Source organism: Thermococcus sp. (assembly GCF_027023865.1).
GTDB lineage: Archaea > Methanobacteriota_B > Thermococci > Thermococcales > Thermococcaceae > Thermococcus.
This window is the reverse complement of the sequence record NZ_JALVUC010000016.1, coordinates 83,927-96,101: the sequence shown is the minus strand read 5'-3', so window position 1 is coordinate 96,101 and position 12,175 is coordinate 83,927. Positions and strand designations below refer to the sequence as shown.

Below are 12,175 nucleotides of genomic sequence, written 5' to 3'. Positions count from 1 at the left end.
GCTTTGGCCGGTAGGGGTAACGGGCCCAAGACCGGGCCTTCGGGCTGAACCGAAACCGGCAACGGGAGTAGGTGATGGGCCCGTAAACCGAACCACCCTTAGCGAGGGGTTAACTCGAACCCTCGCCGTTCACGACGAGGAGGAAGTCAGCCCACCAGGACAGAAGAGCAAAAGAAAGGGCTCACTCGCCCTTGAGTTTCATTATCTTTATCCTGCCTAAGGTCTCCCAGTACTCGACGTTTATGCCCTCCCTGAGCTGGTCCTTGATCTCGTCCGCGACGCCACCTTCAAGGGGCACGTCGTAGAGCTCGTAGGTCTCCATGTCCATAATCTGGACTGTGTCCGGGGTCATAGCTATAATCTGAGCCGTTCTCTTGTCAATGATCGGAACCTCAACCTCGGCGCTCGTCGGCTTAACAATACTCCTGACCTTCTTGTCGAAGATTCCAACTGCCTCAATCCTCGCCTTGGCCGAACCATGCTTGCCAGGTGAGGAAACGGTTATGTTGCCTATTCTGCACGGCTCGCCGTCGATGAGGATGTACCTTCCCGGCTTGAGCTTGCTGACCTGGACCTTGGTCTTGTCTCCCATTTCTCAAACCTCCTATAAGCGTTCTAAGACCGATTGGGAAGGGTCTTTAAAAAATTTTTGAAGATGGAAATCAGCGACGGGATTTAAGTAGCATGCCATTCATGGTCAGTGGGACGAAGAGGACGAGTCCGAGCAGGGCACCGACCTTTACCGCCGCCGAAGGAGAGGTGAAAGCATAGTAAAGGGTCAATAATCCAGTTCCAAGGAGGATAATCACCGAGACCCAGACCCCAGCCTTACTGTAGGCAAGCTCCGAGGAAAGCAACGGATATGCCTCAGCGGCTGCAACGAGGGCACCCACCGCAAAGGGAACCACGAGGAACATCACCCTGATGTCCTTAATGGCCATCGCCCCCGAGACCACCATACCAAAGAGAGAAACAAAGCCGAGGCTCTGGGTTCTGCCGATTTGCACTACCTCTGAGAGCATCTGGTTGCCCATCTCCATGAGGACGATTATTGTCGTTAGACCCGCAAGGTAAAGTGAGAGCATTAGGAGGACTATCAGGGTTACATCACCGTGGACATTACCGTGGAGAACCTGTGGAATAGCATAGAAGACGTTTATCGAGTGGATTGGACTCTGGGTGCTGTTGGTGGTGTATGCTTTGAGGTCACCGAAGAGGATGGAGAGCTGTATCGTTTCCTCCGCCGAGATGTTCGGACTGTGGAATGCCCTCTGGACAGCTTCATGGGCAACGCCGATGGAGTAAGCAACAGTAAACGCGGCCGCAAAACTCAGGATTATCTGGAGGATAAAAACCCCCGCTAGAACCTTTTTGAGATTGAGATCCTCCGGTGTGAAGCTTCCGATAACGTAGTAAACGCCTGCACCGAGGCCAAAGGAGACAAACGTCGAAATTAGAAGGTATAGGATTCCCTTCAAGCTGAGAGGCTGACTGAAGGAGGTTATGGACGATACTGCCTCGTGCATGTAGTGGAGTGCCTGCTCGGACGTAACCGTGGTGAGGGCCTGTTCTCTGACAAGGAAAACAGCCGCGATTGCAAAGAGGACGAAGAGGATCGAAACGACAGATATGAACTCCAGTGTGTGTCCTTTGGCCATAACGAGAAGGAGCATCACGAGGAGAATCGTTGCAACCGCCACAACGGGGGTATAGGAACCACTGAGTCCCAGCATGAGGGTGAGGCCGTAGGACGCGTAGTATGTTGTGATGCCAAGAATGATCATCAGAAACATCAGCAGAACGAAGGTCAGAGCGGGAATCCTAGCGACCTTGAACAGGAGTTCGTGTATAAGGTAGCGCGTCCGCTTGGTGCTCTCAGCCTCGCTGTATATGATGAATATGGCTACAATCGATGGAACGAGGGATATTAGAAAGCCCTTTAGGCCGAACGTTATGTAATACTTGGGTAGTATCAGGAAGTTCCAAATGCCTAGGATGTACCCAGTTATCAAAAAAGCCATAAGGAAGCTTACCCTTCTCATTTTCACCACCTAGTGATTACTCGGGTGGTGTTCTTAGGAATGAGAAATATAAAAGCATTGTGTGACTAAGTTGATCCTAAGAAATTACCTTTTTCTCTTTCGAAAGCCTCGCCCTTTAGGGCGGGGGTGCAGTAAACCAATCAATAAGCCATTAAGCGGAAAAGCAAACCATTTTAAAGCCTAAGAACAATACCATACTTTGAAATGAAGCGGACAATGACGGTAAAACTCCAACCCTCAAAAACCCAAGAAAAAACCCTTTCCGAGTTAGCCAACCTCGTGGCTAAAGTCTGGAACCGGGTGAATTATCTAAGACGACAAGAATTCTTTGAGGGCAAACCAGTGGACTTCAACAAAACCGAAAAGATAGTCTATGAGGAATTCAAAAAGGAAATCGGCTCCGCAACAGTCCAGCAAATAGCCAGAAAAAACACTGAAGCATGGCGCTCATTCTTCTCCCTCCTTCGGAGCAAAAGAAACGGAGAATTGCCAGAATGGCTCAAACCAAAACCACCAAACTACTTGAAAGACGATGGGAAGAGAAAACCCTTAATCGTCCTCAGGAACGACCAATACGAAATCAAAAACAACAAGCTAATCCTCAAAGGCCTTGGAAAATTCAAACGCCTTGAAGTCCAGTTTAAAGGCAGAATACACTTGAGAGGCAAGCAAGGAAGATTAGAAATAACCTATGACGACGTTAAGCGAAAATGGTATGCCCACATCTCATACACGGTTAAGGAGAAGCTAACCAATGGTGAATGGGTTGAAGTTCCAAGGAAACCATTGGGCGATTTTTCAGCGGGCATAGACTTGGGAGTAAACAATTTAATGGCCGTTTACGTGGAAAACGGTGAGAGTTTCTTAGTCAATGGGAGACCGTTAAAAGCCATTGCCTTCTACTTTAGAAAGGTTATCGCTGATTACCAGTCCAAACTCAACAAGAACGGAGTTAGAACGAGTAGGAAACTCAGAAGACTGCACGAGAAGGCTAAACTCCAAGCGAGGTACTACATCAACATGGCAGTAAGACAAACTGTGGAGAAACTTTACCGTCTCGGAGTTTCGAGGATTATCGTGGGTTATCCGAAAGGAATAGCGAGAAACTCTGATAAGGGCAGAAAGCAGAATTTTATTCTCTCTCACGTCTGGCGGTTAAATTACGTTATTAAGCGTCTCAAGGAAGTCTCGGAAGAGTATGGTGTTGAGGTTGTGGTTGTGGATGAGGCTTTCACTTCGAAGACGTGTCCCGTTTGCGGGAAGCCCCACTATGGGGCGAGGCTTGTTAGGGGTTTGTTTAAGTGTCCCGCAATGGGGCTTGTGTTTAACGCTGACCTTGTTGGTGCTTTTAACATTTTGAAGAAGGTTGTGAAAACCATAACCCCAAATCTGAGCGGTCTTTACGCTCAGAGGAGGGGTAACTGGCCGAAGACCCGGCCAGAGGGGTCGAAGACCCGCGCTTTATTTTGGGTCTAAATGAGACCCCTCAAACCTCCCCGCACTTGGCAGGGGGTTAACTCGTTGGAACCCTCGCCGTTCACGGCGGGAAGGAGGTCAGCCATTGCTCAAAACTTGCCGTTATCTCGTTAACAACTGCCCAAGCAACCAATGGCTCCTTGTAAATACTTATTTTCTCCCATGGTACTCTACTTTTGAAGTCCCCATGCGGAAAGCCGCCGATTATCACCACTGAATTCTCGAGATCTACCAGCCTCCTCCCGAGGTCCATGGGTCGGGTGAGCTCCCCCAGTTCATGCATTACGAAAACTCCATCAGGCCCAATTTCATCCACGAGCTCGGCTAGGCCCTTCTCCTCGAGCCTCAGGAGCTTTAGGTCCTTCGGCACAGCCCTGTTCTGGAAGAGGCTCTCCATAAGGCCAACGAAGCGGTTGTAATTCCTTGGAAGCCGCGTCTCAGGTTTAACGTATATTACCCCATTGTTTCTCGTGTGAACATATACCCGGAGCAGGCCTTCTTTGTTAGCTATGCTCTCCAGTGCGTTCAGAAGGCAGAGATGAACTATGTCGGGTCGCCCACGCCTCTCCCCATCCTGGAGCCTTTTGAGAGCCGCATGGTGGTAGGTGCTGTCGAGGAGCATCTCCTCCGGCTTCTTCTTCCTCCGTCTCGCGTAGTTGATAACTGCGGGATGATCAGCTATCTCAGGAGGAATGGTCTCAAGCTCCGCATCAGCTATCACCAGATGGAGCATTCTCCCACCCCTCTATCTTTATTCCCCTGTCGGCCAGCTCGTCGCTTATCCTTGTGAAGGTATCTATCCTCATGCCCAGTATCTCCGGAGGTATGACGCCGTATATGCAGGTCTGCTCCGCCACAAGCCTCGCCACTATCGCCGCCGTGAATCCTGTGACGCGCGCCATTGAAGTGAGACCGTCCCTCTCTTCGTCGTAGAGTAGATAACCTACCTCCCTTGGTTTCCCATCGATGGTTCCCCTTCCAAAGACCTGCATTATCGAAAAGTCTGGGCTGTCGTAGGTCATCAGTGGGGTTACCACCTCGAGAGTATTGTCCACGTGCTCTGGCTTGAAGAAGCCGAGTTCCCTTAGAACCCTCATCTTCTCAAGGTGCCCGGGCCAGCGAAGTGTCCATTCCTCCAGTGTATCAGCCCTGACACTCTCCAGCAAGCTTCTGAGACCATCACTCAGGAAGGCTTCGAACTCAAAGCCTCTGATTTCAACTCTTTCTATACTCTCCAGAGGATCAACGGTTTTGATTTCACCGTTCAGTATTGCCCTCGCGGGTCTGATGTACTCTTCAATTAGGTCTTTAGGTGACCATGTAATTCTGTAATAAAGTGGCGGCTTGGGTTCCTTCGGCAGGCCCCCGACGTAAATCCTGCCCAAGGCCATCGTGTCAAGCTCATTCCAGATTCTACCCATGAGGATGTGGCTCAGCCCAGGGGCAAAGCCGGCGTCGAAAATAACGGTTACCTGTGCTTTTTCTGCTTCCTCGCGAAGCTCAAGGGGATTCTCGGGCATGAAGGATACGTCGACCATATCCACCCCCGCCTTTATCGCCGCCTTGACCACTTGGTAGCCGAACCTGCCGGGCAGTGCCCCCACGACCATCTCAAAACCCGTCATGACCTCAATGAGTTCGTCAAAGTTGGACGCGTCCACCCTAACCGGTGTGGCAAACTCAGAAACGACCTTCAACCTTTCTTCGCTGACGTCGCCGACGTAGACCTCAAACTCGTCCTTCAAATCCCACGCCACAGCCCTCCCAACGTTTCCGGCACCGAGAACGAGAACCTTCATCGCCAACACCGAAGTGATTAGGTGTAAGGCCTTTTAAGCGCTCCCATGCCAAAGGTAATATACACCTTTTACCAAGATAACCTAGTGGGTTCCATGCTCGGTTTCCTTCGAAGGAGAAAGCTCAGAGAGCTCCGCGAGTCCTTGAACGAAGAGCTCCTCATGCATATAGGGGATACACCGGAGAGCGTTTATGGCTTCTTGGAGGGGCTTATAGACAGATATCGGCCGGACTTTATAGTCCACACCGGTGACCTAGTTGACAACGTGAAGCTGGAAAGGCGGTCTGATTTAAGCCCACTCTACCTCTCGGGACTTAGGAGGCTTGCCAAGATTCTAAAAAATTCTAGAGCAAGGCTTTTTATCGTCCCTGGAAACGAGGATGACCCCAAACTCCTGCGGGAGTTCTTTGGAGATTCCGTTGTGGAGCCGGGAACAGTCGTTGAGATAGGTGGCAGGAGGTTCGCCCTCGGGCACACTTGGAAGGAAGTGAGAGGTCTGAAGGTGGACTTCAGGCTCTACGGCCATAACTTCAAGGAGATTCCCAACGGGTTGAATGCAGTTCTCGGTGTTAACTTCGTCTTTCTGCCGAGTGGTAGGGTTGTTAGGGTTGGTTATCCGGTTGGAACCGACACAATGAGGGGATACAAACTTTGGAGGGGTCTGTGATGAGACTGATTCGTTTTGGACCTTCCATGGTCTTCCTGATGGGGGACGTGGAAGCGATAAAAAAAGGCATCGAAGAAGCCTTTAACGTGGAGGAGATTTCCACTAATGAAGCTATAAGGCTTAGCAATGAGTTCGAGACAGTCCTCTTCGTTACGCCTCTGAGCGAGACGACCGTGCCCTCCAATACGGGCTTCTTGATATGCAAGGACGCGAAGGTTGTTATGTCAGAGATTGTGAACAAAAAACTCCCAATTGAGAGGGTCAAAGCGGAGAGCACGATAATCCTGCTCCATGTCCCTGAAAAGGTCGAAGACGCACTAAAGCTGATTGCGGATAGATTCGGCGGCCAGGTAATGGGGCAGATGGACGCTCTAAAAGTGGGGAAAGCCGGGGACACCGTTGTATCCCTGACCAGAAAGAAGTTGAACTCCCCAATAGGCCCAGAGGACATTGAGGGGGCAGTCCTCGTCAGGAGGTACTTCTTGGACGTCTACAGAGAGCTTCTCATCGACCTACCGGCCATGCTCTTCAAGCTCCTACCGGAATGGAACGAACTGACGATAAAGGTTTACGATATTGAAAAGCGCTACGAGGAGAACATAGAGCGGCTGATGACGGTAATTGAGGACCTTGACCTCGGCTTCATCGTTGGAGAGGGCTGGGACTGGGACTATCCAAGACCCTTCATGCGCGTCCCGGTCTACAAGCTCAAGCTCTTAACGTGGGAGAAGCCCGAGCGCGTGAAGTTCCTACTGAAAGGCATTGAATACGTCGGATACAAGCGTCTGTGCGACATAGACGTCTTCGTCGGCGGGAAGAAGATAGACTGGGTCGAGCTGGGAAAGTACAAGTCAAAGTTCGACCTTGCCAAGGCTGCGAGGGAGGAACTTGAGAAGCACTTAAGTGAGGACGTTTTGAGAAGGCTGGAGGAAACGGAGAGGAGGCTCGTTCCCAAGGAGGGTTAGGTCTTCCGAATCTTCGCTACAAAAAAGCCGCTCGTGCCGTGCCGGTCCGGGTAGAAGCGCCTTGCGTTCCCTACCTCTTCACTTAGTTCGATTCCAAAGGGCTTGATAAGGGCAGGCTCGCCGTAGCGGAGAGGGAGCAGCTCCACCTCAAAGTTGTCAATGACCCACTGGACTACGAACTCGTTCTCCTCGGGCTCGAGGGAGCAGGTGGAATAGACGAGGATTCCGCCCTTCTTGAGGACACTTAAGCCTTTCTCAATGAGCTTTATCTGTAAACCTTGGCAGAACTTGACATCATCCATCGTTCTGCTGGTTTTCCTCTCCGGATTCTTGTGTATCGTTCCAGAACCGGTGCACGGCGCATCGAGGAGTATCCCGTCGAACTCAACACCGAGCTCATCTATGTGGAGGGATGAGTCATGAATTAGAACGGTGTTCGTAACGCCAAGGCGGGAGAGGTTAAGGCGAGTTTCCTTTAAGCGTTCCTCGCCAACGTCGAAGGCATAAATAATGCCCCCGTTCTCCATCAGCTGGGCGAGGTAGCTCGTCTTCCCGCCTGGTGCCGCCGCCATGTCTGCAACGGTCTCGCCGGGCTTCGGCTCAAGGATAACCGGGGGATACATTGAGCTTGCCTCCTGGATGTAGAGGAGGCCACTGAGATACTCGGGCGTTGAGGTTATCGAGAAAGGCTCCCTTGTGAGACAGAAGCCTTCCCTCGCCCAGGGAACACGTTTAAATTGAAAGCCCTTCTTGTTGAGGAGCTTTGTGAGCTTTGAAACCTCTATCCTGAGCGTGTTTGCGCGAAAGCACCTCGGTAGCGGTTTTTCCATTGCTTTGGCTATGGTTAATGCCCTCTCGCCCCAGAGCTGGTAATACCTTTCGGCGAAGGTCCTGGAGTAGCCGAGGCTGAAGAGCTTTTCGAGCATGGTTGGGAGTTTGGGGAGGGGTTTAAAACAATTTGCTGGGGGTTGCCGTGATACTCTCTGACTTACCTACAGCGAAAGGTATTTAAGGGGGGTTGCCATGGTGGGGCTGGATGACTATCTTCTTCCAAAAGAGGAAGTTAAATTCCAGAGCAAAAACAATGTTCAGTATGGTGGAAAGAACTATCAAGTGATAGTTACAGACAGAAGGATAATCCTATATGCTAGGAGGGGAGCTATTTTCAAGAGTGATGACGTAGTCACGTTTAAGCTCTCGGATGTAGAGGGTATCAAATACAAAGAAGAGGGACTCATAGGAAAGAGGGGCATAATCGAAATACAGGGAAAGACCAAAGCTAAACTTATGGGTTCTACTTCGGAGATGAAAACACTCTACCAGCAACTTTTGCAATTCTTGTAATTGTGTAAAACCTCCAGTTTTCTTTTTATTCATTCATGGTAGATGATAGAGGTTTCCGCGTTAGGTAGATGCCTCTCTTTGCCATGTATCTATCTAAACTGAGTTGTTCTTATTGGTAGTTCGTGGGTTTTGAGCTAAATCAGCTGAGAAAAACAACCTTTCGAGCATGGTTACGAGGGGGAGAGAGGTTTAGAAGGTTCTTTGTCTGTGAAACCCTACTTTCACAAAAGGGCCGATTTGTGAAAATTTAAATGGACTTTCATAAACCGGACCCTCTATGAAAGTAGGCTTTCACATCAAGCCCGATGTTGGAAGGAAAACAAAGTGAAGGGGAAAGATCCTCAAACCTTTATCCCGCCCATAACGAGCGCTAGCAGGGCTTTCTGAGCGTGTAGGCGGTTCTCAGCCTCGTCGAAAACAACGCTGTTCGGGCTGTCGACCACATCGTCCGTGACCTCTTCACCTCTGTGGGCCGGGAGGCAGTGCATGAAGATGTAGTCCGGCTTGGCGTGCTTGACGAGTTCCCTGTTGACCTGGAAGGGTCTAAAGATCTTCCTTCTCTCCTCGGCTTCTGCTTCCTGTCCCATGCTGGCCCAGACATCGGTGTATATGACATCGGCATCCTTGACAGCTTTAACAGGATCGTGGAGGAGTTCAAAGCTTCCGCCACTCTCGGCCGCGTTTTCCTCCGCCCACTTGATGACCCTCTCGTCCGGCTCGTAGCCTTCCGGTGTGGCAACGACAACGTTTGCACCGAGCTTAGTTCCGGCTATCATGAGTGAGTGTGCCACGTTGTTACCATCGCCTACGTAGGCGATTTTAATGCCGGCAATCCTGCCCTTCTTCTCGAGTATTGTCTGGTAATCAGCGAGGGCCTGACATGGGTGGCTGAAGTCGCTGAGGGCGTTTATCACCGGAACGCTGCCATACTTGGCTAGATCCTCAACGTCCTTGTGGGTGTATACCCTCGCGACGATTCCGTCAACGTATCTGCTCAGAACGCGCGCGGTGTCCGCTATCGTCTCCCCCCTCCTCAGCTGGAGGTCGTTGGCGCTGAAGTAGAGTCCAAGGCCGCCGAGCTGGTAAATCCCAACTTCAAAGGAGACCCTAGTCCTAGTTGACGGCTTCTGGAATATCATTCCGAGAGTCTTCCCTTCAAGAACGCGGTGCGGATTTCCAATCTTGTTCCATACCTTCATCATCTCGGCCGTTTTGAGGATGGTCTCAATCTCCTCCCTCGTGTAGTTCTGGAGGCAGAGCATATCCCTTCCTGCAAGGCTAACCACCATGTGCATCACCGAAAATTTCTCGACGGCGGTTTTAATAACCCTTTCGTCGGAACCGGACGATGAAAAGCGAAGGCTTTTGAGGGTTGGGAGGAACGGACTTTCTAAACGTAATGCTCATCCATGAACCTTTTTATACTAATTTGAACAAGTTTGTGTTGCAATAACATGGACAGAGGGGGATGAGTTCCCACGTCATGATACGCGTTATCAATTTTGGATTCTGCATGTTTATAAAACTCCACGGAAACTCCAACAGAATAGGAACTGAGAGGCCGTCAGGCCTCCGGCTCGGCGAGGACCTTTATCTTCCTTATCTCGGCCCTCTTGATCGGGTATACCTTCCTGGCTTCCTTGGCTATCTCCGCGCCCATCTTGCCACTGACTGCCTCAAGGACGAAGTCCTTGTAGCTGAGCTCCCCGGCCTTCTTGTAGATGATTTCCTTGATTATCTCGCGGATAGCCCTTTCTTGGCTGGTCTGTATCCTTCTGTAGGCGATGACCATGCCCATGACGCGGAGCTTGTAGCCGTCCTTGGTGGTGACGTTGAATATGCCGTCTATCCTCGTGGTCCTTCTCCTGACGAGGGAGCGGATGTAGCTCCTCGCGAGGGTGTGCCCCTTAAACTTGGTGTAGGCGTTCTGACCCTTGACATCATATATCTTGAAGTAGAGCTTGACCTGACCCTTGGTGAAGTCGCCGGTGACGTCCTTCAAGGTCGTCTCGATAACCCTCCCAGTAACTTTCTCCGGTTCGTCAGCCGGCGTGAGGCCTATCTCCTTGCTCCCGAAGAAGTCCGGAGCGTAAACGATGTACCACTCCTTGCTCTTCCACTTATCCTTGGTAGCGGCAGCCCTCTTTCTCGGATTACCTTTCGCCATCTTAACACCTCCAGTTCACACGTTCAACGCTTCTTCAGCGATTTTGACCGCAAACACCAAATCGTCCAGCGCTTTGATGAGTGTTTCAATCTCACCCGAGTATTTAACCTTTGTTATGAGGTTCCCATCTTCCGATAGGGACACTACATTTAAACTTTTCTTAAGACCCGGCGGGATGCCCTCGTTGTCCACCTGAATGGAGCGGGCGATCGCCTCGGCAACTCCATTGTCCTCGTAGTGCCAGACTATCTCAGCCCTAGCCTTAATCCTCACCGCTCTTATCCTCCTTCACCTGTATTTCTAGCGCCTCATTGAAGAGCCTGATGAACTCCTCTATCTTATCCTTTGGAAAGCGGATTCCGGCCGCTATTGCGTGTCCGCCACCTTCCCCACCGACTTTCTCCGCTACTTCCCTCAAAGCCTCGCCGAGGTGGTAACCCTTTGCAAGGGCTTTCTCCGTAGTCCTTGCGGAGCCTTTGACAAGGTTTTCATCCTCCTCGCTGTCCGCTATAACCACGACCGGTTTCTCGGGGTTAGCGAGGCCGGTGTTTATGGCTATGTTCGCCGCTATGCCCACGAGCGTGTCGCGGATGTTCTTCCCAGCATAGAACACATAGGCGTGCTCACCCTCATCCACCATGCTCCAGTTCTGGACTATGAACTTCCTTGCCTCGATCTGCTCCCTCTTGTAGTTGTCTAGCATCTTCCTGGCCCTTTTGTAGGCGTCCTCGTCGCCGAGGCAGATGGCGACGCCGAGCGTTCCGGCGTTTAAGCGACCTGTAGCGTTGAGCAGTGTGGCGAACTCACGAGCCTCGTGCCTCGGGTCACCCTCCGGGTAGAGCGGGCTTACGACGACGTCGCCGATGAGCCTGTCTATTGCCTCCTTTGGGGCACCGTGCTTTATGAGGTGGATTACGAGGGCATCGTGGAGCTTCCGCTTTTCTTCCTCACGGAGCTGCCAGTAGTGAACGTCAGGATCAAAGCCTCTCGAGCGGAGCCACTCTATCGCGTTCCTCTCATCACCGGTTATGCCGGGGAGTTCGGGGTTGGTGGAGTAGGCCAGCATCTGTCTGAGCGGTCTGCTCTCCCTACCGAAGAGGCGAAGCTCTTTCCTGACATCGACGATTCCAAGTCTCTTACCTTCTTCTATGATGTCAATGTTCATGCCGTGGAAGGTGCCATCTATCTCTTGCATGTCCCCGACGGAGCCAACGAGGGCGATGTAGGCCAAATCCCCGTTTTTCTCATTCATCTCCCGTGCAACGAAGTACGCAACGCCCGAGCCACTTAAATCGCGAACGCTGTTGGCCCCAAAGGGCACCGGGTTGATGAGGAGATGAGAGTCACTGAAAAAGCCCTCCTTCTCCGGTGGATGGTGGTCTGCAACGACGACCGTCGCGAAGTCAAGATGCTTCTCAATGAGTTCCATGGAGCCGCTTCCAAGATCGCTGAAGACGTAGATCTCTCGCCTCTCCTCCGCCAGTTCCTTGATGAGATCCTCACTGACCTGCTTGACGATGCTGAGCTGGAAGCTCCCGCCTTCCCTGGTAACGGCCTTGGCTAAAATCGCTCCCGCAGTTATCCCATCGGCGTCGCGGTGGGAGATGAGCCGTATGGTGTGGCCTAACTCAATGTGCATCTTGATTAACTCAGTTCCTTCCTTGGCCTGCGCTAAGAAGGCTTCCTTATCCACAGGGCATCACCGATAAGAAGAGG

At 51.4% G+C, this 12,175-nt stretch carries 12 protein-coding genes and 1 pseudogene; 4 read left to right on the top strand and 9 right to left on the bottom strand.

Annotation, left to right across the window (positions count from 1 at the left end; genetic code table 11):
- Positions 1 to 181: 181 nt before the first annotated feature.
- On the bottom strand, positions 182 to 592 hold the full coding sequence (locus MV421_RS05395) for a translation initiation factor IF-5A (protein WP_297419803.1): 411 nt from the start codon (positions 590 to 592) through the stop codon (positions 182 to 184).
- Positions 593 to 662: 70 nt separating this feature from the next.
- Positions 663 to 2,042 (bottom strand): sodium-dependent transporter, encoded by a 1,380-nt coding sequence (locus MV421_RS05390; RefSeq protein WP_297503284.1) that lies wholly within the window; start codon positions 2,040 to 2,042, stop codon positions 663 to 665.
- A 204-nt stretch (positions 2,043 to 2,246) separates the two neighbouring features.
- On the opposite strand from MV421_RS05390, the pseudogene MV421_RS05385 reads away from it, so the two are divergent.
- Positions 2,247 to 3,559, top strand: a pseudogene (locus tag MV421_RS05385) (RNA-guided endonuclease InsQ/TnpB family protein).
- A gap of 20 nt (positions 3,560 to 3,579) precedes the next feature.
- Here MV421_RS05385 and MV421_RS05380 read toward each other — a convergent pair.
- Together MV421_RS05380 and MV421_RS05375 are read right to left on the bottom strand one after the other, a co-directional pair.
- Entirely contained in the window at positions 3,580 to 4,251 is a 672-nt protein-coding gene (locus MV421_RS05380; RefSeq protein WP_297419798.1) for a 16S rRNA methyltransferase, read from the bottom strand.
- Positions 4,229 to 5,317, bottom strand: coding sequence for a saccharopine dehydrogenase family protein (locus tag MV421_RS05375; RefSeq protein ID WP_297419844.1), 1,089 nt, complete (start codon positions 5,315 to 5,317; stop codon positions 4,229 to 4,231). The genes MV421_RS05380 and MV421_RS05375 overlap by 23 nt, the downstream gene beginning before the upstream one ends.
- Positions 5,318 to 5,362: 45 nt before the next feature.
- On the opposite strand from MV421_RS05375, the gene MV421_RS05370 reads away from it, so the two are divergent.
- Both MV421_RS05370 and MV421_RS05365 read left to right on the top strand, forming a co-directional pair.
- Positions 5,363 to 5,983 carry a metallophosphoesterase gene (locus MV421_RS05370; protein ID WP_297503286.1) on the top strand — a complete coding sequence of 207 codons (621 nt, stop codon included), beginning with the start codon at positions 5,363 to 5,365 and terminating at the stop codon, positions 5,981 to 5,983.
- A complete protein-coding gene (locus MV421_RS05365; RefSeq protein WP_297419795.1) occupies positions 5,983 to 6,948 on the top strand; it encodes a hypothetical protein in 966 nt (321 codons plus the stop codon). Before MV421_RS05370 ends, MV421_RS05365 begins: the two co-directional genes overlap by 1 nt.
- Here the strand turns inward: MV421_RS05365 and MV421_RS05360 are convergent.
- Positions 6,945 to 7,874, bottom strand: a complete 930-nt coding sequence (locus MV421_RS05360; RefSeq protein ID WP_297419792.1) for an RsmB/NOP family class I SAM-dependent RNA methyltransferase — start codon at positions 7,872 to 7,874, stop codon at positions 6,945 to 6,947. The genes MV421_RS05365 and MV421_RS05360 overlap by 4 nt on opposite strands.
- Positions 7,875 to 7,974: 100 nt before the next feature.
- On the opposite strand from MV421_RS05360, the gene MV421_RS05355 reads away from it, so the two are divergent.
- A complete protein-coding gene (locus tag MV421_RS05355) occupies positions 7,975 to 8,292 on the top strand; it encodes a PH domain-containing protein (RefSeq protein WP_297517975.1) in 318 nt (105 codons plus the stop codon).
- A 341-nt stretch (positions 8,293 to 8,633) separates the two neighbouring features.
- On the opposite strand, the gene argF is transcribed toward MV421_RS05355, so the two are convergent.
- The 4 genes from argF to MV421_RS05335 all read right to left on the bottom strand — a co-directional run bounded on the left by argF (position 8,634) and on the right by MV421_RS05335 (position 12,152).
- Positions 8,634 to 9,581, bottom strand: coding sequence for an ornithine carbamoyltransferase (gene argF / locus MV421_RS05350; protein ID WP_297419838.1), 948 nt, complete (start codon positions 9,579 to 9,581; stop codon positions 8,634 to 8,636).
- A gap of 275 nt (positions 9,582 to 9,856) precedes the next feature.
- Positions 9,857 to 10,459 (bottom strand): 30S ribosomal protein S3ae, encoded by a 603-nt coding sequence (locus tag MV421_RS05345; RefSeq protein ID WP_297419786.1) that lies wholly within the window; start codon positions 10,457 to 10,459, stop codon positions 9,857 to 9,859.
- A 15-nt stretch (positions 10,460 to 10,474) separates the two neighbouring features.
- On the bottom strand, positions 10,475 to 10,732 hold the full coding sequence (locus MV421_RS05340) for a KEOPS complex subunit Pcc1 (RefSeq protein ID WP_297419784.1): 258 nt from the start codon (positions 10,730 to 10,732) through the stop codon (positions 10,475 to 10,477).
- Complete coding sequence (locus tag MV421_RS05335; RefSeq protein ID WP_297419781.1) at positions 10,722 to 12,152, bottom strand: DHH family phosphoesterase; 1,431 nt, start codon at positions 12,150 to 12,152, stop codon at positions 10,722 to 10,724. Before MV421_RS05335 ends, MV421_RS05340 begins: the two co-directional genes overlap by 11 nt.
- Positions 12,153 to 12,175: the final 23 nt, after the last annotated feature.

Coding starts and splice junctions, on each gene's coding strand:
- MV421_RS05390 (WP_297503284.1), bottom strand. CDS start 2,042: ATGAGAAGGGTAAGCTTCCTTATGGCTTTTTTGATAACTGGGTACATC.
- MV421_RS05360 (WP_297419792.1), bottom strand. CDS start 7,874: ATGCTCGAAAAGCTCTTCAGCCTCGGCTACTCCAGGACCTTCGCCGAA.
- MV421_RS05395 (WP_297419803.1), bottom strand. CDS start 592: ATGGGAGACAAGACCAAGGTCCAGGTCAGCAAGCTCAAGCCGGGAAGG.
- MV421_RS05375 (WP_297419844.1), bottom strand. CDS start 5,317: ATGAAGGTTCTCGTTCTCGGTGCCGGAAACGTTGGGAGGGCTGTGGCG.
- argF (WP_297419838.1), bottom strand. CDS start 9,581: ATGGTGGTTAGCCTTGCAGGAAGGGATATGCTCTGCCTCCAGAACTAC.
- MV421_RS05370 (WP_297503286.1), top strand. CDS start 5,363: ATGCCAAAGGTAATATACACCTTTTACCAAGATAACCTAGTGGGTTCC.
- MV421_RS05380 (WP_297419798.1), bottom strand. CDS start 4,251: ATGCTCCATCTGGTGATAGCTGATGCGGAGCTTGAGACCATTCCTCCT.
- MV421_RS05365 (WP_297419795.1), top strand. CDS start 5,983: ATGAGACTGATTCGTTTTGGACCTTCCATGGTCTTCCTGATGGGGGAC.
- MV421_RS05345 (WP_297419786.1), bottom strand. CDS start 10,459: ATGGCGAAAGGTAATCCGAGAAAGAGGGCTGCCGCTACCAAGGATAAG.